This is a genomic window from uncultured Aquabacterium sp., assembly GCF_913773725.1.
GTDB lineage: Bacteria > Pseudomonadota > Gammaproteobacteria > Burkholderiales > Burkholderiaceae_C > Aquabacterium.
In genome coordinates, this window is sequence record NZ_CAJYGK010000097.1 from 1 (window position 1) to 20264 (window position 20264).

The following is a 20264-nucleotide window of genomic DNA, read 5'->3' on the forward strand; positions in this document are numbered from 1 at the left end:
GGCTGCACCAGTTCGGTGGCGGCCAGGTCGGCCAGGCGGATCATGACGCGCGGAGAAAAGCCGAGAAAGCCCGCCCCGCGGTCGGGCTCGGTCTGGATGACGCCCGTGATGGTGAAGGCGGCTTCGCCCAGCCACAGGCGCTGGCCCACGGACAGATTGAGCGCGGTGAGCACGCTGCGCTCGACCCACACCTCGCCGGCCCGCGGGCCGCCTGCCGGTGCGGGCCGCGGGTCTCGCCAGCCCCCATCGTCTTCCGGCGTGGCCAGCGTCAGACGGCCGCGCAAGGGATAGCCATCTTCCACCGCCTTGAGCGTGATGAGCCGGGTGGCTCCGCCCAGTTCGTCCGGCGCGCGCGCCATGCTGGGAAACACCGCCGTGCGGGCCTGCCTCAACCCGGCGTCGCGGGCAGCCACCTGCAGCGACGCAGGCACGGGCTGATCGGCCACCACCACCACGTCGCCCCCCAGCAACTGCGCAGCGTCCCGGTTCAGCCCGCCCTCGATGCGATCCGCGAAAAACGCCACCGCGCTCAGCGCGGCCACGGCCAGCACCACGGCGACCAGCAGGAAGCGCATGCTGGCCGAGCGGAGGTCACGCCGGGTCCGGACGAGTGCCCACCGCCAGGCTGCGGGCGAAAAGGCAGAAGGGGTGCGGGTGACAGACATGCGAATCCACGAGAGACAAGGGCGCGAAACGGCGCGATCATTGGGAGGTATACCACCGGTGTGTTTTCCCGACGTCTGCCATGCCCATCACCTACCTGCGCGCCCTGACTGCCCCGGAACGCACCCGACAGACCAACCTGCATCTGGGCGTCTCGCTGGCCTTCATCGCCGGGGCCATCAACGCGGGCGGCTTTCTGGCGGTCGAGCGCTACACCTCGCACGTCACGGGGCTGGTTTCCAGCATGGCCGATGACGTCGCACTCGGGGAATGGGAAATGGCTTCCACCGGGGTGGTCGCGCTGCTCGCGTTCATCGGGGGCGCGGCCCTGTCGGCCATTCAGATCAACTGGGCACGACGCAACGGCTCGCGCCATGTGTGCGCGCTGCCACTGCTGACCGAAGCCGCCCTGTTGCTCGTGTTCGGCATCCTGGGGTCGTTGCACCACATCGTCGGCACGCAGTTGCTGGTGACCGTGGGCCTGCTGTGCTTCGTGATGGGCCTGCAGAACGCCATGATCACCAAGATCTCGCACGCCGAAATCCGCACCACGCACCTCACCGGGCTGGTGACCGACATGGGCATCGAGATCGGCAAGCTGCTGTACTGGAACGCCGGGGGGCCGGGCGAGGCCCGCGTGCGCGCCAATCAGGACCGGCTGCGGCTGCAGGCCAGTCTGGTGCTGGCCTTTTTCGTGGGCGGCGTGGCCGGGGCCATCGGCTTCAAGCAGTTCGGCTACGCCTCGACGGTGCCCCTGGCGTTGGCGCTGGCCTTGCTGTCCTCGGTGCAGCTTCTGCCGCCTCGGGACTGACCGGCGCGCAGGGCGCGGTCAGGCCGCCGAGGCGAAGCGTGCAAAGGTGTCGTCCAGCTGGCGCACCCAGCCGGCCTTCACCTCGTCCGAAACGAAACTGGCCTCGAGGCTGTTGCGGGCCAGCGTGTACGCATGGCCGGCGTCGAGGCCGAGCGCCTCGAAGGTGGCCAGGAAGTTGGTGTACAGGTAGCCCCCGAAGTAGGCCGGATCGTCCGAGTTGATCGTGACCTTCAGCCCGTGGTCCAGCAGGGTCCGGAGGTTGTGCTCGCCCATGGTGCCGAACACGCACAGCTTCACGTTCGACAAGGGGCACACGGTCAGCGCCGTGCCCTGGCGAGCCAGACGCGCGACCAGTGCCGGGTCTTCCACACAGCGCACGCCGTGGTCGATGCGCTCGACATGGAGGATGTCCAACGCATCCGTGATGTACTGCGCCGGCCCTTCCTCACCCGCATGGGCCACCAGGTGCAGGCCCAGCTCCCGGCAGCGCGCAAACACGCGCGCGAACTTTTCGGGCGGGTGGCCACGCTCGCTGGAGTCGAGGCCCACGCCGATGAACAGGTCGCGATGGGGCAAGGCCTCCTCCAGCGTCCGGAAGGCGTCTTCCTCGCTCAGGTGGCGCAGGAAGCACAGGATCAGCGCTGCGCTCACGCCCAACTCGGTACGCGCCTGCTCGCAGGCCCGGGTCAGGCCCTTGATCACCACCTCGAACGGCACACCGCGCTCGGTGTGGGTCTGCGGATCGAAGAACAGTTCGGTGTGGACCACCCCGTCCTCCCGGGCCTTGAGCAGGTAGGCCCAGGCCATGTCGAAGAAGTCCTCTTCCTTCAGCAGCACCGACGCACCCGCGTAGTAGATGTCGAGAAAGCTCTGCAGGTCAGTGAACGCATAGGCGGCCCGGAGGGCCTCGACGCTGGGGTAACTCAGCTGGACCCCGTTGCGCTGCGCGAGCGCGAAGATCAACTCGGGCTCGAGCGAACCTTCGATGTGCATGTGCAGTTCGGCCTTGGGCATGGCCTTCAGCAGCGCGGGCAACTGGGCCTGGGGGATGGAAAAAGCGGGCTGGCTCATGGCGTGTCGGGGCGGGTCGAGGCTGATGGGACGCAGATCGTGCGGGTGGATCGAGTGTGCCCCATCCGGGGCACCCTGGCATGCTGGGGGCATGCAAGTCAAAGGCCGCCTCGAAGGCGGCCTTGGTGCAAGGAGCCGGGCTGGCGCGCGCCAGCCTCAGCTCAGGTCAGGCGTCACTTGCCCGACGGGATCGAGCCTTCCACGCCCTTGACGTAGAAGTTCACGCCGCCCAGGAACTTGTCGTCGGCCACGGCGTCCTTGGCCAGTACTTCCTTGCCATTTTGACCCAGGAGCGGTCCCTTCCAGATGACGAAGCTGCCATCCTTCAGACCGGCCTTGATGGTGTCGATCTTGGCCTTCACGTCGGCCGGAACGGCGTCGGAGACGGACACCAGGTCGATGGCGCCTTCCTTGACACCCCACCACACGCCGCCGGTCTGCCAGGTGCCTTCCAGCGCGTCCTTGGTGGCCTTGACGTAGTACGGGCCCCAGTTGATCACGGCCGAAGCCAGGTGGGCCTTCGGGCCGAACTTGCTCATGTCCGAATCCCAGCCAAAGGCGAACTTGCCGGCCTTCTCGGCCGTCTGCAGCACCGCGGCGGAATCGGTGTTCTGGAACAGCACGTCAGCGCCCTGGTTCAGCAGGCTCTGAGCGCCTTCGGACTCCTTGGGAGGATCGAACCAGGCGTTCACCCAGACCACCTTGGTCTTGATCTTGGGGTTGACGCTCTGGGCGCCCAGCGTGAACGAGTTGATGTTGCGGATCACCTCGGGGATGGGGATGGAGCCGACGACGCCCAGCGTGTTGCTCTTGGTCATCGAGCCCGCGATCACGCCGGCCATGTAGGCGCCCTCGTAGGTGCGGGCGTCGTAGGTGCGCATGTTGGGGGCGCTCTTGTAGCCCGTCGCGTGCTCGAACTTCACGCTGGGGTTGTCGGCCGCCACCTTGAGCATGGGTTCCATGTAACCGAAGGTGGTGCCGAAGATCAGGACGTTGCCCTGCCCCACCAGGTCGCGGATGACGCGCTCGGACTCGGGGCCCTCGGGCACCTTCTCGACGAAGCTGGTCTTGACCTTGTCGCCGAACTCCTTCTCGATGGCCAGGCGGCCCTGATCGTGGGCGTACGTCCAGCCGGCGTCGCCCACCGGGCCGACGTAGGCAAAGGCGATCTTCAGCGGGCCCACCGCCTCGGCAGCCGATGCGGCAGCCGAGGCCTCGGGCGCGGCCGGCGCGGCCTCTTCCTTCTTGCCGCAGCCCACCAGGGCGGCGGTGGCAGCCAGGGAAGCCCAGCCAGCCAGCTTCAGCAGAGAACGCTTGGACAAATTCGAGGACATGTCATCTCCAGGGTTGAAAACAGCTTGAATCAACAGGGAAACCGGCAGCGTGCCGGACAGGGCGCGACGTCAGCAACGATCATGCCGGGTCAGGCACCGGGATGGAAGGGCTTGCCCAGCGAGGCCGGCATGTTGATCCGGATCCACGTCGGGTTGCGCGAGATCAGCACCAGCACGACGATGGTCGCGATGTATGGCAGCATGGTCAGGAACTGGCTGGGGATCTGCACACCCTGCCCTTGCATCTGGAACTGCAGCATCGTGACGCCGCCGAACAGGTAGGCGCCCAGCAGCACGCGGGCCGGCCGCCACGTGGCAAAGGTGGTCAGGGCCAGCGCGATCCAGCCCTTGCCGGCCACCATGCCTTCGACCCACAGCGGGGTGTAGACCAGCGAGATGTAGGCCCCCGCGATGCCGCACAAGGCGCCCCCCGTCATCACCGCCAGCAGCCGGATGGGCCGCACGGCATAGCCCAGCGCATGCGCCGACTCGGGCGATTCCCCGACGGCGCGAAGCACCAGACCGGCCCGCGAGCGCATCAGGAACCACGTGAGCCCGATGGCCAGCGCGATGGTGAGGTAGACCAGCGGGTGCTGCTTGAAAAAGGCCGGGCCCACGAATGGCAGGTCAGCCAGACCGGGAATGGCGAAATGTGGCCGCTCGGGCAGCCTCTGCTGGGTGTAGGTGATGCCGACAAAGGCGCTGAGACCTGCGCCGAAGAGGCTGAGTGCCAGCCCCGTGGCGTACTGGTTGGTGTTGAGCCAGATGACCAGCAGGCCGAACGCGCCGGCCAGCACGGCACCGGCCGCTGCACCGGCTGCAAAACCTAGCCAGTCGCTGCCGGTGTGCACGCCGGTGGCGAAGCCCGCAATGGCGGCCACCAGCATCATGCCTTCGGCCCCCAGGTTGAGCACGCCAGCCCGCTCGTTGATCAGCAGCCCCAGCGAGGCCAGGGCCACCACGGTGCCCGCATTCAGGGTGGCCGCAATCAACAGGGCCAGGGATTCAGGGGTCAGTCCGGTCATTTGGTGCCCACCCAGCGCAGACGTTGGTGGATGAAGGTGTCGCAGGCCAGCAAGGTGAACAGCAACAGGCCCTGGAACACGCCGGTGAGCGCCTTGGGCAGGCCCAGACGCGATTGCGCCAGTTCACCACCGATGTAGAACATGCTCATCAGCACGGCCGAGAAGACGATGCCGATCGGGTTGAGCCGCCCGACAAAGGCCACGATGATGGCCGCGAAGCCGTAGCCCAGCGGCACATACGGCGTCAGCTGTCCCTGTGGCCCGGCCACGTCCAGCGCACCAGCCAGCCCGGCCATGCCACCGGACAGCAGCAGCGCCGTCCACAGCGCCTTGCGGCTGGAAAAGCCCGCGTAGCGCGCTGCGGCCGGGGCCAGCCCTCCGACCTGCAGTTGGAAGCCGGCAAAGGTGCGGTACAGGAACAGGGTGAAGCCCAGCACGGCCGCCGCCGCGATGAAGACGCCGATGTTCATGCGCAAGCCCTGCATGAGCTTGGGCACACGGGTGGCCTCCAGAAAGGTGATCGTCTGCGGAAAGTTGTAGCCGGCCGGGTCCTTCCAGGGCCCGTACACCAGGTAGCTCAGCAGCATCTCGGCGACATAGACCAGCATCAGGCTGACGAGGATTTCGTTGGCGTTGAACCGGTCTCGGAGCGCGGCCACGATGGCCGCCCACAGCATGCCGCCCAGCACCCCCGCGCCCAGCACGGCCACGAGGATCCAGCGTCCGGTATCGGGTGTGGCCTGCATGGCCACCCCACCAGCGAAGATGGCTCCCAGGACGAACTGCCCTTCCGCACCGATGTTCCAGAGGTTGGCCCGGAAGCAGACGGACAGCCCCAGTGCGATCAGGATCAGCGGCGTCGCCTTGAGGCTGAGCTCGGCCAGGGCGTAGCCGCTGCGCAAAGGCTCGACGAAGAACATGCGCAAGCCGGCCAGCGGGTCTTTGCCCAAGGCCGCGAACAGGATGGTGCCGATCACGACGGTGACGGCCAGCGCGATCAGCGGGGAAGCCAGGGTCAGCGCCGTCGAGGGCGCGGCACGGGGTTCAAGCTTGAACATGCGTCCCCCCCAGGCTGCCGTCGGCGTGCGACGAACGCGGCACGGCCTCGTCCCACAGGCCGCTCATCCAGGCCCCGATCTGCTCGACCGTGGCCTCTGCGGTCGGGATGGACGGCGACAGCCGCCCTTGCGCCATCACCATCAGGCGGTCACTCACTTCGAACAATTCGTCCAGCTCCTCGCTGACGACCAGCACGGCACAGCCGGCGTCACGCAACTTCAACAACTCGCCGCGGATCTGCGCGGCCGCCCCGACGTCGACGCCCCAGGTGGGCTGGGACACGAGCAGCACGCGCGGCGCGGCGTCGATCTCGCGGCCCATGATGAACTTCTGCAGGTTGCCCCCCGACAGGCTGCGCGCCAGCGCATGGGGGCCGCCCGCCTTCACGTTGAAGCGCTGGATCAGTTCCTGCGCCATGCCGGTGATGCCGGTGGTGCGCAGCCAGCCGCCCGGGCCGATGGCGTCGGTGCGGGTGAGCAAGGTGTTCTGGGCCAGCGACATCGTCGGTACGGCGCCACGCCCGAGCCGCTCTTCCGGCACGCTGTGCAGCCCCAGATGTCGGCGGGTACGCGGCGATGCGCGGCCGATGTCGCGGCCGAACAGCGTCACGCTGCCCGGAGCGCCACGCGGGTCCTCGCCGCTGAGCACCGCCATCAAGGCCTGCTGTCCGTTGCCCGACACGCCCGCAATCCCGACGATCTCGCCGGCACGCAGGCCGAAGCTGACCTGCTTGAGGTCGGTGCCGAAAGGGTCCTGGCTGGGCACGTTGAGCCCCTTCACGGACAGGGCCACCTCGCCCAGCACCGGCGCGCCGCGCTGCAGTTCGGGCGGCTCGCTGCCGATCATCAGCCGCGACAGGCTGGCGTTGCTCTCCTGCCGCGGATCGACCTCACCGGTCACCTTGCCGCCGCGCAGCACGGTGCAGTGGTGGCACAGGTCGCGGATCTCGTCGAGCTTGTGGCTGATGTAGAGGATCGAGCACCCTTCGTCCGCGAGCTTGCGCAACGTCACGAACAGCTTGCCGACCGCCTGGGGCGTGAGCACCGAGGTGGGCTCGTCGAGGATGAGCAGCTGAGGCCGGGTCAACAGGGCACGGACGATCTCGACGCGCTGGCGCTCCCCCACGGTGAGCGAGTGCACGTGGCGTTCGGGGTCCACCTCCAGTCCGTACTCACGCGAGACCTGGCGGATGCGCTCGGTGACCTCGGGCAGGCTCAGGCTCTTGTCGAGGCCCAGCCACACGTTCTCGGCTGCGGTCAGGGTGTCGAACAGCGAGAAGTGCTGGAACACCATGCTGATGCCCAGCGCGCGCGCCTCCTGGGGCGAGCGCACCTGCACCGGCTGGCCGTTGAACAGGATCTCGCCGGCGTCGGGCTTGACGGCGCCGAAGATGATCTTCATCAGGGTGGACTTGCCGGCGCCGTTTTCGCCGAGCACGGCGTGGATCTCGCCGGGGCGCACCTTCAGGCTCACCGCATCGTTGGCACGCACGCTGGGGTACTGCTTGGTGATGTGCCGCAGTTCAAGACGGAGGGTCATGCTGGGTGGGATTGGGGAGGGAACGGCCCGCGGTACGGGCGCTTACACGACGGATGGAGATTGGAACACCGTTTGGCCCGCCACCAGCGTGCGGACCAGGTTCCTTTCGTCGCCCAGCGTCATCCAGGCAAACACCCGCTCGTGCAGAGAGCCATGCGAGTCCCGTGCCAGCTTGTCGCGGTGGACCGCCACGTCGCCCTGTGCCCACTTCCACACTGCAAAATCGGCCATGCAGCCTGGCTCGATGCGGCCCACTTCGTGCGCCAGACCCAGTGCCTGCGCCGCCCCCAGCGTGGCGGTGTGCAGCGCCTTCCAGGCGCTCAGGCGTGTGCCCTGCATCGCCTGGATCTTGTAGGCATCCGCCATGTTGCGGTGCATGCTCAAGCTGGTGCCGCCGCCCACATCGCTGGCCAGGCTGACGTTCAGCCCCTCGCGCTGAGCCTGTGCCCAATCGAACAGCCCGCTGCCCAGAAACAGGTTGGACGACGGACAGTGGGCGATCTGGGCGCCGCGTTCACGCAACACCGCGCGGTCGCGTTCGTCCAGCCAGATGCCGTGCGCAAGCACAGCCCGCGGCCCGATGAGGCCGTCGCGGTCGTACACGTCCAGGTAGCTGCGCGCATCCGGGAACAGCTCGCTGACCCATTTCACCTCGCTGCGGTTCTCGGCCACATGGGTCTGCATGTACACGCCGGGCTGGCTGCGGCACAGTTCGCCGGCCATCACCAGTTGCTCGGGTGTGCTGGTCGGCGCAAAGCGCACGGTGACGGCGAAGGCCTGTCGCCCCTGTCCGTGCCAGCGGGCGATCAGGTCCAGGCAATCCTGCTCGGCCTGTTCCACGTCATCCAGCAAGCCGTCCGGCGCGAACCGGTTCATCAGCACCTTGCCGGTGATCAGGCGCATGTCGTGAGCGTGGGCCCGCTCGAACAGCGCTTCGGCACTGACCTTGTGCACGGTGGGAAACACGACCGCGCTGGTGGTGCCATGCGCCCACAGGGCGTGGAGAAAGCGCTCGGCGCCCACGCGCGACACCTCGGGATCGGCATAGCGGCGCTCGGCCGGGAAGGTGTAGGTGTTGAGCCAGTCGAGCAACTCGGTGCCATAGCTGGCGATCACGTCGAGCTGCGGGCAATGCACATGGGTGTCGATGAAGCCGGGCAACACCAGGTGCCCCCGGTGGTCCTGCTCGAGCACGCCGTGCCAGCCGGCAGGCAGCGGCGCATCGGACGGCAGCACCGCAACGATGCGCCCGCCCTCCACGAACACGCGGTGGTCCTCGCGCCAGCGCACGCCCGGCGCCTCATCGGGCGCGGCAAAGCCGGGGTCGTCGGTGAAATCGAGCAGGTCGCCACGGACAATCAGGCGGACTGCGGGGGAAGCAAGGGAGTCGGTCATGAGGGGAACCCGTCTGGCTCAGCTGGCCTGTGTGGGTGAGGGAGAAGGCACGTCGCGCAGCGGGGGGCGAACATGGTGCAGGCCGCGCACCACATCCCGCACCTGTTCACGCAACCAGCGGCTGGCGGCAGAGTGGTGCGTGAGGTCGTGCCAGAGCTGGTAGTAGTTGAGCGAGGGAAAGGCCACCGGGCAGCGGATGAGCTTGACCTTCAGATCGCGCGCGTAGCGTTCACAGAAGCGCCGGCCGGTGGTGAGCACCAGCAGCGAACCCGCCACCATGTAAGGCAGCTGTGCGAAATGCGGGTTGCGCACAACGATGTTGCGGCGCAGGCCCTGCATGGCCAGGTGTTCATCGATGATGCCGACCGCCCCCGGGTGCAGCGGCGGCGGCGCGATGTGCTCGGCCGCCAGGTACTGTTCGACGCTCCAGGCGCGCTTGCCTTCACGCGGCAGGCGTGCGGCCGGGTGGTCTTCCGAGACGAGGCAGACCACCTCGTCCGTGACCAGCCGCCCAAGGTGCAGTTCATCGGACGGCTCCAGCCAGTTGCCGATCACCAGATCGACTTCGCCCCGGGCCAGGCAACGGCGGTAGTCCAGATCGGAAGTCAGGGGAACCACCTCGACCTTCACGTGCGGGGCCAGGCGCCGCAGGCGCAGGGTCAGCTCGGGCAGGAAGAAGGGGTCGAGGTAATCGGTGGCGGCAATGCGGAAGGTCAACGTGGTCGTGGCGGGGTCGAACTCCCGCACCGCGCTCTTGTGGCCGAACATGGCCTGCGCATGCTGCAGGATGGCGGCAGCCGGCTCGAGCAGGCTCAAGGCCACGTCGGTGGGCGCCATGCTCTGGCCGCAGCGCACCAGCAAGGGGTCGCCCGTCAGTTCGCGCAGACGGCGCAACTGGGAGCTGACAGCAGGCTGGCTGGATTGCAGGCGGATGGCCGCCCGGGAAACGCTGCATTCGGTGATCACGGTGTGCAAGACCCGGATGAGAGACAGGTCGATCTTGTCGAAAAGCGCGCTCTTGCTCATACGCCGTCGTTGATCCTCGATATAAGCGACATGGTATACCCCTTGCATGGCAGCGCGGTACCCTTTGAATGTCTCTCTGCGCACGTTTCACACGCCTTTCCCGCGTCTGCCGCGCTCATCCCGCCCTCTTCCGGAGCCAACATGACCGATCCCACCCCTCGTCCCATCCGCTTCGTGCACCAGGGGCAGATCCGGGAAGTCAGTGGGTTGCCCCCCACGACCACCGTGCTGCAATGGCTGCGGGAACACGCGCACTGCACCGGCACGAAAGAGGGCTGCGCGGAAGGAGACTGCGGCGCATGCACCGTGGTGGTCGCCGAGGCGGACCCTGTGTCCGGCGAGCTGACGCGGCGCACCGTCAACAGCTGCATCCAGTTTCTTCCCACGCTGGACGGCAAGGCGCTGCTGACCGTGGAAGACGTCACCCGGTCGGCCGGGCCCGGGCAGCTTCATCCCTGCCAGGAAGCGTTGGTCGCCTGCCATGGCTCGCAATGCGGGTTCTGCACGCCGGGCTTCGTCATGTCGCTGTGGCACAGCTACGAAGCACACGAGACCCCGCTGCCCCGTCCCGCGCTGGCCGACGCCCTGTCAGGCAACCTGTGTCGCTGCACCGGCTACCGCCCGATCCTGGATGCGGGTGAGCAGATGTATGCGGCGCCGCGCACGACCATGGACCTGGCGCCCATCCAATCGCTGCTGCACCAACTGAACCAGACCGACGCCGCCAGCCTGCTGTACGAAGGCCCGAACGCGGCGCAAGCCGGGAAGACACAGCGCTTCCACGCCCCCCGCACGCTGGCCGAGCTGGCCACACTGCGGGCCGCCCTGCCCCACGCCCGCCTGCTGGCGGGCAGCACCGATGTGGGCCTGTGGGTCACCAAGCAGTTCCGGGATCTGGGCGAGCTGATCTACCTCGGCCGCGTGGCCGAACTGCGCCACCTGGGTCGCCACGTCGACGCCGGTGGCACCACGCTCGAGATCGGCGCCGGCGTGGCGCTGGAAGACGCCTGGTCTGCACTGAGCGAGGCCATTCCGGCCCTGCGCGAGGTGTGGCTGCGCTTCGCCTCGCCGCCGGTGAGGCACGCGGGCACGATGGGCGGCAACGTGGCCAACGGCTCCCCGATCGGCGACAGCGCCCCGATTCTGCTGGCCCTGAACGCCACGGTGATCCTGCGCCAAGGAGACAGCCAGCGTGAACTGCCTCTTTCGGACTTCTACCTGGACTACATGAAGAACGCGATACAGGCAGGCGAGTTCCTGCAGGGCATCCGGGTGCCCGTGCCTGGGGCGGCCGACGAGCGCTTCCGCGCCTACAAGGTGTCCAAGCGCCGCGACAGCGACATCTCGGCCGTGTGCGCCGGCCTGTGGGTGAAGCTGGACGGTGACACGGTGACCGAAGCCCGACTTGGATGGGGCGGCATGGCGGCCACGGCCCGACGCGCCCGCGCCACCGAAGCGGCCCTGGTGGGCCAACCCTGGAACGAGACCACCCTGCGGCGCGCCCAGGCAGCCCTGGCCACCGACTTCACCCCCATGACGGACCTGCGTGCAAGCGACCGCTACCGCCAGCGTGTGGCCGCCAACCTGCTCGAGCGGTTCTGGCTCGAGACACGTCCGGACGCGCCGCTGGCTGCGGACCAGATTCAGGTCTGGCCTGCCACCCGCTGACACTGAAAGGCCCACCTCATGAACCAGCCCACCGAAGCCTTTCTGACCCTGCAAGCCCACAGCAACGCGGCACCGAATGCGGCCACCAGCGCCACGGCGGCCGGCCGACCGCTGCCTCACGAATCCGCGCGGCTGCACGTGGCCGGGCAAGCGCACTACATCGACGACCTGCCCGAACTGGCCGGCACCCTGCACGCCGCCCTGGGCCTGTCACCGGTGGCACACGGCCGGCTGCTGAGCATCGACGTGGCGGCCCTGCTCGCACTGCCCGGCGTGGCTGCCGTGCTGACCGCCGCCGACATCCCCGGCACCAACGACTGCGGCGCCATCGTGCACGACGAGCCCATCCTGGCCGATGGCGCGGTGCACTATCTGGGGCAGCCGATCTTCGCCGTGCTTTCGGCCGACCGCGAAACCGCGCGACGCGTGGCCGCGCGGGCCAAGGAGTTCGTGCAGATCGAAGCCCTGCCCGCCCTGCTCACCCCGGAAGCGGCCCACGCCGCACGTGCTTATGTGGTGCCGCCGATGCGCTTGCAGCGCGGCGACGCCGCCGAGGCCATCCAGGCCGCCCCCCTGCGCAGCACCAACCGCATCACCCTGGGCGGCCAGGAGCAGTTCTATCTGGAGGGCCAGATCTCCTATGCCATTCCCAAGGAAGGCCAGGGAATGCACGTCCACTGCTCCACCCAGCACCCTTCCGAGATGCAGCACGCGGTGGCGCATGCACTGGGTGTTCACGCGCACGACGTGCTGATCGAATGCCGGCGCATGGGCGGTGGGTTCGGCGGCAAGGAGTCGCAGTCGGCGCTGTTCGCGTGCGTGGCCGCCGTGGCCGCACGCCAGCTGGGGCGGCCCGTGAAACTGCGCCTGGACCGTGACGACGACTTCATGATCACCGGCCGCCGCCACTGCTTCGTGCACGACTGGACGGTGGGCCACGACGAAGAAGGCCGCGTGCTGGGGGCACAGGTCGAGATGGTGTCCCGCGCAGGGTTCTCGGCCGACCTGTCGGCCCCGGTGATGGCCCGGGCGCTGTGCCACTTCGACAACGCCTACTGGCTGCCGAACGTCGACGTGCACGGCTTCTGCGCACGCACCCACACCCAGAGCAACACCGCTTTCCGCGGCTTCGGCGGCCCGCAGGGCGCGTTCGCGGTGGAGTACATCCTCGACGACATCGCGCGCAAGCTCGGCCGTGATGCGCTGGATGTCCGCCTGGCCAACCTGTACGGAACGGATGAGCGCAACACCACGCCGTATGGCCAGGTGGTGGAAGACAACGTCCTGCTGCCGTTGATCGATGAACTGGCGCGTGACAGCGGCTACCGCGCCCGCCGCGATGCCGTGACCGCATTCAATGCCAGCAGCCCGGTGCTCAAGAAGGGCCTGGCCCTGACCCCGCTGAAGTTCGGCATCTCCTTCAACGTGGTGCACCTCAACCAGGCCGGCGCCCTGGTGCACGTGTACACCGATGGCAGCATCCTGGTGAATCACGGTGGCACCGAAATGGGGCAAGGCCTGAACACCAAAGTGGCGCAGATGGTGGCCCACACGCTGGGCGTGAAACCGGAGCGCGTGCGTGTCACGGCCACCGACACGTCGAAGGTCGTCAACACCTCGGCCACGGCGGCCTCGACAGGGTCCGATCTGAACGGCAAGGCAGCGGCCGATGCCGCACGGCAGATCCGTGAACGCCTGGCTCAGCATCTGAGCGATCGCCATGGGGTGCCTGCGACGGCCGTGCGTTTCGTGGACGACCAGGTGCAGGTCGGCGACCTGACGCTGGCCTTCGAAGACGTGGTCATGGGCGCCTACATGGCCCGGGTGCAGCTGTGGTCCGACGGCTTCTACGCCACGCCCAAGCTGCACTGGGACCGCGAGACCATGACCGGCCGCCCGTTCTACTACTTTGCCTACGGGGCCGCCGTCAGCGAGGTGCTGGTGGACACCCTGACCGGCGAATGGAAGCTGCTGCGCGCCGACGTGCTGCACGATGTCGGTCAGTCCATCAACCCCGCGCTCGACATCGGCCAGGTCGAAGGCGCCTTCATCCAGGGCATGGGCTGGCTCACCAGCGAAGAGCTCTACTGGCACCCGCAGAGTGGCAAGCTGATGACGCACGCGCCCTCGACCTACAAGATCCCCACCGCCAGCGATGTGCCGGCCGACTTCCGGGTCAAGCTGTTTGCCAACCGCAACGTCGAGGACACGGTCTACCGCTCCAAGGCCGTGGGTGAGCCCCCGCTGCTGCTGCCGTTCTCGGTGTTCTTCGCCATCCGCGATGCGATTTCGTCCGTGGGTGCGCACACCGTGAGCCCGCCGTTGCGGGCGCCCGCCACACCGGAAGCCATTCTGGATGCCATCGATGCGGTCAAGGCTGGCGTGACCCAGGGCTGACGACGGACCGCATGCAGACAGACCGCCAAACCGATGCCGGAGCGTGGCCGCCCCGCCGCGGCCCCAGCGCGCTTCATGCACGGACACTGCGGGACACCGCGTCACGCTGGCTCGCGGCCGGCGTGCCCGCCCTGGTGGTGCGCGTGGCCGACATCCGTGGATCGACGCCCAGGGAAGCCGGCACACGGATGCTGGTGCCGCGCCCCGGTCATGCGCTGGACGGCGACATCGGCCCGGCCCTGTCCGTACAGGGCACCATCGGCGGCGGCCACCTCGAGTGGCAGGCCATCGAGCTGGCGCGCGAGGCGTTGCGTGCAGATCACGCCGGTGTCCTGCCCTCCGCCTGGCAGAAGACCTTCCCCCTGGGCCCCACACTGGGACAGTGCTGCGGCGGGGTCGTCCACCTGGTGTTCGAGCCCCTGACCGAGGCCACCGTGGCAGACTGGTCTCTGCCGCCACCGCGCTTCCATCTGGAGCTTCATGGCGCCGGGCACGTAGGCCAGGCCATCGTTCATCTGCTGGCCGACATCGACTGCACGGTGCGCTGGATCGATGAACGCCCCGGCGAGGTGCCCGCCGATGATGCTCCCGGCCTGCCCTCGCCCGAGGCACTCGCGGCGCTGCCTGCGCACATCCAGTTCGTCAGCACGGATGCCGCCGACGCCGAGGTGGCCGAGGCCCCCGCCGGTGCCTGCCACCTGGTGCTGACCCACCGGCATGACCTGGATCTGCGCATCATCACGGCCGTGCTGCGCCGGGGCGACTTCGCCTTCGCCGGCCTGATCGGATCACAGACCAAACGCGCCCGCTTCCTGCACCGCCTGGAAGAGCAAGGCCTTGCAGCCGACGTGCTCACACGCCTGACCTGCCCGATCGGCCTGCCCGGGCTGACGGGCAAGGAGCCGGCCGTCATCGCCATCTCGGTCGTGGCCCAGTTGCTGCAGCTCGATGTCTGAGCCTGCCCGCTTTGTTTCCCTCATCCCCCCGCCTGCCGTGAACAACCCGACGCCTGCCACCCTCCTGATCCAGAACGCCGACTGCGTGGCCACCATGGACGACGCCGGCACCGAATGGCGGCACGCCAGCATCGTCATCCAGGGCGGCACCATCGTGGCCTGCGGCCCGACCGACTCTCTGGCGCCCGAGTGGCTGGAGCGCGCCACCGAGGTCATCGACGCGCGGGGACACGTCGTCATTCCGGGCCTGGTGAACACACACCACCACATGTTCCAGAGCCTGACCCGGGCCATTCCGGCAGCACAGAACGCCGAGTTGTTCGGCTGGCTGCGCACCCTCTATCCGATCTGGTCCGGGCTGACGCCCGAGATGGTGCATGTGTCCACCCAGACGGCCATGGCCGAGTTGCTGATCAGCGGGTGCACCACCAGCAGTGACCACCTGTACCTCTATCCCAACGGGGTGCGACTGGACGACAGCATCGAGGCGGCGCGCGAGATCGGCATGCGCTTTCACGCCAGCCGCGGCAGCATGAGCGTCGGCGAGAGCGCCGGGGGCCTGCCGCCCGATCACCTGGTCGAGCGCGAAGCCGACATCCTGGCCGACTCGCAACGGCTCATCGACACCTGGCACGACGACAGCGAGCACGCCATGGTGCGCATCACGCTGGCGCCGTGCTCGCCGTTTTCCGTCAGCCCCGACCTGATGCGCGAATCGGCCAGCCTGGCGCGCAGTTACCGGCGCGGCGTGCGCCTGCACACCCACCTGGCCGAGAACGACCACGACGTGGCCTACAGCCGCGAGAAGTTCAACCAGACGCCCACCGAATACGCCGAAAGCCTGGGCTGGCTGGGCGACGACGTGTGGCACGCGCACTGCGTGAAGCTGGACGACCACGGCATCGGCCGCTTTGCGGCCACGCTGACCGGCGTGGCGCACTGCCCGTGCAGCAACATGCGTCTGGCCTCGGGCATTGCGCCCGTGCGCCGCATGGTGGACGCAGGCGTGCCCGTGGGCCTGGGGGTGGACGGCTCGGCCAGCAACGACGCGGCCCACCAGCTCGGCGAAGCCCGTCAGGCCATGCTGCTTGCGCGCGTGGGCCGCAGCCTTGCGCCGTTCGGGTGCGACCATGGCCCGGCCGACATGTCGGCCCGCGATGCCTTGCGGCTGGCGACCCGCGGCGGCGCGGCGGTGCTGGGCCGCACCGACATCGGCCAGATTGCGCCCGGTATGGCCGCCGACCTGGCCATTTTCGACCTGCGAACGCTGAACATGGCCGGCGCGGCGGTCCATGACCCGGTTGCCTCGCTGCTCATGTGCCACGGCGAACCCACGGCCTGGACCATCGTCAACGGCCGCGTCGTGGCGGACCACGGACAGCTGCGCACCATCGACCTGCCCACGGTGGTGGAGCGGCATAACGCGCTGGCTCGCGCCCTGGCTGCTGGCAGCTGACGCACGAGTTGACCTCGGCGACAGCGTGACATCTGCACGCTGTCGGCCGCTGCCCGGCCCCGGCAGGGAAAGCACAGGGCGAATCCCACTCAAGTACCCCCATGGGTACACCGATACACCGCTGAGCCGGCCATCCGCGCGCAGCGAGTTACCTGTGCGCGACGGTGCCAGACCGGTCACAACACTCACACAGGTAGCCCATGCTTCAACTTGATCACCTCCCTCTGGGGCGCAAGATGAGCCTGCTCATCGGCAGCGCGCTCGCCGGCATCGTCGTCCTGTCGGTGCTCTTTCTGACCTCGGAACACCACCTGATCCTGGAAGAACGCAAGACCAGCGTCAGACAGACGGTGGAACTGGCGCACGGCATCCTCGCCCACCAGCACCAGCAAGCCGCGCAAGGCCGCATCACCGAGAAGGAAGCGCAGCAGCGGGCCCTCCAGCTGCTGGCCACGCTGCGCTACAGCGGCAACGAGTACTTCTGGGTCAATGACATGCACGCCCACATCGTGATGCACGGGGCCAAGCCCGAGCTGGTGGGAAAGGACATGTCCGGCATCCGCGACCCGAATGGCAAGCAGCTCTTCGTGGCTTTTGTCGACACGGTCAAGGCGTCCGGCGCCGGTTACGTCTTCTATGAATGGCCCCGTGCTGGCAGCGATCAGCCCGTGCCCAAGGTGTCGTACGTCAAGGGCTTCGCCCCATGGGGCTGGATCGTCGGCTCGGGCGTCTACATCGACGAAGTGGATGCGACGGTGCTGGACCGTGCCATGCTGATGTCGGTGGGCACCGTGGTGCTGGGCGTGGCCCTTCTGGGCGTCGGGCTGGTGGTGTCACGCAGCATCCGGCGGCAGCTGGGCGGGGAGCCAGCCCTGGCCACCGAGCTGATGCAAGGCCTGGCCAACGGCGACCTGCGCGTCCGGATTCCGCTGAAGGCGGACGACCGCAGCAGCCTGTTGTACGCCATGGCGCAGATGCGAGACAACCTGGCCGCCATCGTCGGGCGGGTGCGGGACAGCGCCGAATCCGTGGCCACGGCCAGCACCCAGATCGCCCATGGCAACCTGGACCTCAGCCAGCGCACGGAACAGCAGGCTTCGGCCCTGGAGGAGACCGCCGCCTCGATGGAGGAGCTCAGCGCCACCGTGCGTCAGAACGCCGAAGGCGCCCTCACCGCCAACCAGCTCGCCCAGGACGCGGCCAGCGTGGCCGGGCGCGGCGGTCACATCGTGGGCGACGTGGTCCACACCATGAAGGAGATCAACGCCAGCGCAGGCCGCATCGCCGACATCATCGGCGTGATCGACGGCATCGCGTTCCAGACCAACATCCTCGCGCTGAATGCGGCCGTCGAGGCGGCCCGCGCTGGCGAACAGGGACGTGGCTTTGCCGTGGTCGCTTCCGAAGTGCGCAGCCTTGCGGGGCGCTGTGCCACGGCGGCCAAGGAAATCAAGAGCCTCATCGGCGAGAGCGTCGAGCGGGTCGCCAAGGGCTCCGAGCTGGTGGACCAGGCCGGCACCACGATGAACGAGGTCGTGGCCGCCATCGGCCGACTCCATCACATCGTGGCGGAAATCAGCCAGGCCAGCGGCGAGCAAAGCCAGGGGGTCAGCCAGGTGGACGAGGCGGTCAACCACATGGACCAGGCCACGCAGCAGAACGCGGCCCTGGTCGAGGAAAGTGCCGCCGCGGCCGAAAGCCTGAAGCTGCAGGCTCAACAGCTGGTCGAGGCCGTGGCCGTGTTCCAGCTGTCCAGTGAACGCAACGCGCTCCAGGGCTGATCGCCCTCAGTTGGCCTGCTGGGTGGCCTGATACCAGCGCCCCAGCAGCGCCCGCTCGTCTTCGGTGATCTGCGTGGCGTTGTTCATGGGCATGGCCTTGAGCACCACGGCCTGCTGGTAGATGGCCTGCGCATGGCCTTGAATGGCCTCGGCGCTGTCCAGACGCACCCCCTTGTTGGCCAACTGGGCGTTGTGGCACATCGCACAACGCTGGGCCACCACCGCCTGGGCTTGCTCGAACAGCACGGCCTTCGACACCGGCGCCGTGCCGGCTTCTGCACCGGTCGGGCGCGCCGCAGGCGCGGGCGCCAACCACACCGCCACCGCCAGCAACACCGCCACCCCGGCCACCGCCCAACCCCACGGGGCCGGCTTGCCCGCCACCTCGGTCTTGTGGCGCGCCACGAAGAACTGCCGGATCAGGGCACCGGCCAGCATGATCAGCACCAGCACCAGCCAGTTGTGCGGGTGGCTGTACGCCCAGCCGTAGTGGTTGCTCAGCATGGCGAACAGCACCGGCAGCGTGAAGTAGGTGTTGTGCACGCTGCGCTGCTTGCCGCGCAGGCCGTGCACCGGGTCCACCGGCTGCCCGGCCTTCATGGCCGCCACGACCTTGCGCTGCCCCGGAATGATCCAGAAGAAGACGTTGGCGCTCATCGTCGTGGCGATCATGGCGCCCACCAGCAGGAAGGCGGCACGACCCGCGAAGAGCTGGCAGGCCAGCCACGAGGCGAACACGATGACGGCGAACACCGCCGCGCCCACCAGCGCATCGCCTTTCGGCCCGCGCCCCAGCGTGCGACAGATGAGGTCATAAACAAGCCAGAAGCCCGCCAGGAACGCCAGTGCCGTGTGAATGGCGGCCACGGGGCTCCAGTCGTGCACGCTCTTGTCGATCAGAAAGGTACCGGCGTTGAACAGGTACAGCACCGTGAACAGGGCAAAGCCCGTGAGCCAGGTGGAGTAGCTTTCCCAGTAAAACCAGTGCAGGTTCTCGGGCAGGCGGGGTGGCGCGCCCTGGTACTTCTGCGGGTTGTAGAACCCGCCGCCGTGTACGGCCCACAGTTCGCCGCCCACACCCTTGTCGAGCAAGGCCTTGTCGGTGGGCCGGGTCAGCGTGTTGTCGAGCCAGACGAAGTAGAACGAGGAGCCGATCCAGGCGATCGCCACGATCACGTGGGCCCAGCGCAGCAGCAGGTTGGCCCAGTCCAGGGCATAGGTCAGCAGAGGTGAAACGTCCATGGCGTCAGCTGCCGCGGTAGGTGGAGTAGGCCCAGGGGCTGCACAGCAGCGGCACGTGGTAGTGCGCCGTGGCATTCGCGATGCCGAAGTCCAGCGGCACCTTGCTCAGGAAGGGGGTTTCCGGCATGGGCGTGCCGCGCGCGCGGAAGTAGGCTTCCACATCGAAGATCAGCCGGTAGTGGCCGGGCTTGAAGTCCTCGCCTTGCAGCAAAGGGCCATCGACCCGCCCGTCGGCGTTGGTCGTGACGCTGCGCAGCAACAGCCAGCGTCCGTCGGCGCAGCCATCGGGCGAGGGCTCGCGCACGTACAACGCGATCGACATGCCGGCCGCCGGCGTGCCGTGGACGGTGTCCAGCACATGGGTAGTGAGTCGGCCCGTGGCCGGGCTGGGGGTGTCGCTCATGGAGTCATCCTGGCACGGGGTGTGCCTGTTTCATCGATCATGCAAGTCATGGGCCGCCGGGTGCAAGGCATCCTCAAGGCCGACACCGGTTGCACGCACAACGAAAAACTGTATACACTTTAACCACGATGAGCGCCGCACGCAAGCCATCCTCCGCTGCCGGCACCGCCGCCCCCACGGGCCCGGTGGAGCCGCTCGACGCCGCCCCCTCACGGCGCCCGCCCCTGACCAAGGCCGATGCCGACGCCATTCCCATGCCGCCCGAGGCCATCGACGGGCAGGACAGCACGACCAGCACCGAGCACATCGTTCACGCGGTGACCCGCGCCATCGTCGAGCACCGCCTGCTGCCGGGCGCCAAGCTGGTCGAACAGAAGATCGCCGACCGCTTCGGGGTGTCACGCACCATCGTGAGGCAGGCCAGATCGGACGAGCACA

16 protein-coding genes and 1 pseudogene are annotated in these 20264 nt (G+C 68.2%); 7 read left to right on the forward strand and 10 right to left on the reverse strand.

All coding sequences use genetic code 11. The features are described 5' to 3' along the window. Window positions 1-665, reverse strand: a pseudogene (locus QZ709_RS11630) (ABC transporter permease); the annotation flags it as partial. A gap of 80 nt (window positions 666-745) precedes the next feature. On the opposite strand from QZ709_RS11630, the gene QZ709_RS11635 reads away from it, so the two are divergent. Continuing rightward, window positions 746-1474, forward strand: a complete 729-nt coding sequence (locus QZ709_RS11635) for a YoaK family protein (RefSeq protein WP_294637466.1) — start codon at window positions 746-748, stop codon at window positions 1472-1474. Between the two features lie 18 nt (window positions 1475-1492). On the opposite strand, the gene QZ709_RS11640 is transcribed toward QZ709_RS11635, so the two are convergent. The 7 genes from QZ709_RS11640 to QZ709_RS11670 all read right to left on the reverse strand — a co-directional run bounded on the left by QZ709_RS11640 (window position 1493) and on the right by QZ709_RS11670 (window position 9923). Beyond that, window positions 1493-2545 (reverse strand): adenosine deaminase, encoded by a 1053-nt coding sequence (locus tag QZ709_RS11640; RefSeq protein WP_294637467.1) that lies wholly within the window; start codon window positions 2543-2545, stop codon window positions 1493-1495. Window positions 2546-2718: 173 nt separating this feature from the next. Continuing rightward, window positions 2719-3879 (reverse strand): BMP family ABC transporter substrate-binding protein, encoded by a 1161-nt coding sequence (locus QZ709_RS11645; RefSeq protein WP_294637468.1) that lies wholly within the window; start codon window positions 3877-3879, stop codon window positions 2719-2721. An 89-nt stretch (window positions 3880-3968) separates the two neighbouring features. Continuing rightward, window positions 3969-4904: an ABC transporter permease gene (locus QZ709_RS11650; protein WP_294637469.1), complete on the reverse strand. Its 936-nt coding sequence runs from the start codon at window positions 4902-4904 to the stop codon at window positions 3969-3971. Further along, on the reverse strand, window positions 4901-5962 hold the full coding sequence (locus QZ709_RS11655) for an ABC transporter permease (protein WP_294637470.1): 1062 nt from the start codon (window positions 5960-5962) through the stop codon (window positions 4901-4903). Before QZ709_RS11655 ends, QZ709_RS11650 begins: the two co-directional genes overlap by 4 nt. Continuing rightward, window positions 5949-7502 carry an ABC transporter ATP-binding protein gene (locus QZ709_RS11660; RefSeq protein WP_294637471.1) on the reverse strand — a complete coding sequence of 518 codons (1554 nt, stop codon included), beginning with the start codon at window positions 7500-7502 and terminating at the stop codon, window positions 5949-5951. The genes QZ709_RS11655 and QZ709_RS11660 overlap by 14 nt, the downstream gene beginning before the upstream one ends. A gap of 42 nt (window positions 7503-7544) precedes the next feature. Continuing rightward, a complete protein-coding gene (gene guaD, locus QZ709_RS11665) occupies window positions 7545-8897 on the reverse strand; it encodes a guanine deaminase (RefSeq protein WP_294637472.1) in 1353 nt (450 codons plus the stop codon). 18 nt (window positions 8898-8915) lie between these two features. Then, window positions 8916-9923 (reverse strand): LysR family transcriptional regulator, encoded by a 1008-nt coding sequence (locus QZ709_RS11670; protein ID WP_294637473.1) that lies wholly within the window; start codon window positions 9921-9923, stop codon window positions 8916-8918. Between the two features lie 141 nt (window positions 9924-10064). Between QZ709_RS11670 and xdhA the strand changes: the two genes are divergently transcribed. The 5 genes from xdhA (at window position 10065) to QZ709_RS11695 (ending at window position 18181) form a co-directional block, all read left to right on the forward strand. Then, entirely contained in the window at window positions 10065-11591 is a 1527-nt protein-coding gene (gene xdhA, locus QZ709_RS11675; protein WP_294637474.1) for a xanthine dehydrogenase small subunit, read from the forward strand. Window positions 11592-11609: 18 nt separating this feature from the next. Then, window positions 11610-13988 carry a xanthine dehydrogenase molybdopterin binding subunit gene (xdhB, locus tag QZ709_RS11680; RefSeq protein WP_294637475.1) on the forward strand — a complete coding sequence of 793 codons (2379 nt, stop codon included), beginning with the start codon at window positions 11610-11612 and terminating at the stop codon, window positions 13986-13988. An 11-nt stretch (window positions 13989-13999) separates the two neighbouring features. Continuing rightward, window positions 14000-14944: a xanthine dehydrogenase accessory protein XdhC gene (xdhC, locus tag QZ709_RS11685; protein ID WP_294637476.1), complete on the forward strand. Its 945-nt coding sequence runs from the start codon at window positions 14000-14002 to the stop codon at window positions 14942-14944. Beyond that, window positions 14937-16400 carry an 8-oxoguanine deaminase gene (locus QZ709_RS11690; RefSeq protein WP_294637477.1) on the forward strand — a complete coding sequence of 488 codons (1464 nt, stop codon included), beginning with the start codon at window positions 14937-14939 and terminating at the stop codon, window positions 16398-16400. The genes xdhC and QZ709_RS11690 overlap by 8 nt, the downstream gene beginning before the upstream one ends. Before the next feature lie 236 nt (window positions 16401-16636). Beyond that, window positions 16637-18181: a methyl-accepting chemotaxis protein gene (locus tag QZ709_RS11695; protein WP_294637478.1), complete on the forward strand. Its 1545-nt coding sequence runs from the start codon at window positions 16637-16639 to the stop codon at window positions 18179-18181. 6 nt (window positions 18182-18187) lie between these two features. On the opposite strand, the gene QZ709_RS11700 is transcribed toward QZ709_RS11695, so the two are convergent. Next, window positions 18188-19408, reverse strand: a complete 1221-nt coding sequence (locus QZ709_RS11700; RefSeq protein ID WP_294637481.1) for a urate hydroxylase PuuD — start codon at window positions 19406-19408, stop codon at window positions 18188-18190. A gap of 19 nt (window positions 19409-19427) precedes the next feature. Then, window positions 19428-19826 (reverse strand): hydroxyisourate hydrolase, encoded by a 399-nt coding sequence (gene uraH, locus QZ709_RS11705; RefSeq protein ID WP_294637479.1) that lies wholly within the window; start codon window positions 19824-19826, stop codon window positions 19428-19430. A gap of 128 nt (window positions 19827-19954) precedes the next feature. Here uraH and QZ709_RS11710 point away from each other — a divergent pair. After that, window positions 19955-20264 (forward strand): GntR family transcriptional regulator (locus QZ709_RS11710; RefSeq protein ID WP_294637480.1); only part of this gene is annotated, 310 nt, incomplete at its 3' end.

Bases quoted from the DNA above. Each gene is read 5' to 3' on its own strand.
- QZ709_RS11660 (WP_294637471.1), bottom strand. From the start codon at position 7,502: ATGACCCTCCGTCTTGAACTGCGGCACATCACCAAGCAGTACCCCAGC.
- QZ709_RS11695 (WP_294637478.1), top strand. From the start codon at position 16,637: ATGAGCCTGCTCATCGGCAGCGCGCTCGCCGGCATCGTCGTCCTGTCG.
- QZ709_RS11650 (WP_294637469.1), bottom strand. From the start codon at position 4,904: ATGACCGGACTGACCCCTGAATCCCTGGCCCTGTTGATTGCGGCCACC.
- xdhC (WP_294637476.1), top strand. From the start codon at position 14,000: ATGCAGACAGACCGCCAAACCGATGCCGGAGCGTGGCCGCCCCGCCGC.
- QZ709_RS11655 (WP_294637470.1), bottom strand. From the start codon at position 5,962: ATGTTCAAGCTTGAACCCCGTGCCGCGCCCTCGACGGCGCTGACCCTG.
- QZ709_RS11670 (WP_294637473.1), bottom strand. From the start codon at position 9,923: ATGAGCAAGAGCGCGCTTTTCGACAAGATCGACCTGTCTCTCATCCGG.
- QZ709_RS11645 (WP_294637468.1), bottom strand. From the start codon at position 3,879: ATGTCCTCGAATTTGTCCAAGCGTTCTCTGCTGAAGCTGGCTGGCTGG.
- QZ709_RS11640 (WP_294637467.1), bottom strand. From the start codon at position 2,545: ATGAGCCAGCCCGCTTTTTCCATCCCCCAGGCCCAGTTGCCCGCGCTG.
- guaD (WP_294637472.1), bottom strand. From the start codon at position 8,897: ATGACCGACTCCCTTGCTTCCCCCGCAGTCCGCCTGATTGTCCGTGGC.
- xdhB (WP_294637475.1), top strand. From the start codon at position 11,610: ATGAACCAGCCCACCGAAGCCTTTCTGACCCTGCAAGCCCACAGCAAC.
- uraH (WP_294637479.1), bottom strand. From the start codon at position 19,826: ATGAGCGACACCCCCAGCCCGGCCACGGGCCGACTCACTACCCATGTG.
- xdhA (WP_294637474.1), top strand. From the start codon at position 10,065: ATGACCGATCCCACCCCTCGTCCCATCCGCTTCGTGCACCAGGGGCAG.
- QZ709_RS11635 (WP_294637466.1), top strand. From the start codon at position 746: ATGCCCATCACCTACCTGCGCGCCCTGACTGCCCCGGAACGCACCCGA.
- QZ709_RS11690 (WP_294637477.1), top strand. From the start codon at position 14,937: ATGTCTGAGCCTGCCCGCTTTGTTTCCCTCATCCCCCCGCCTGCCGTG.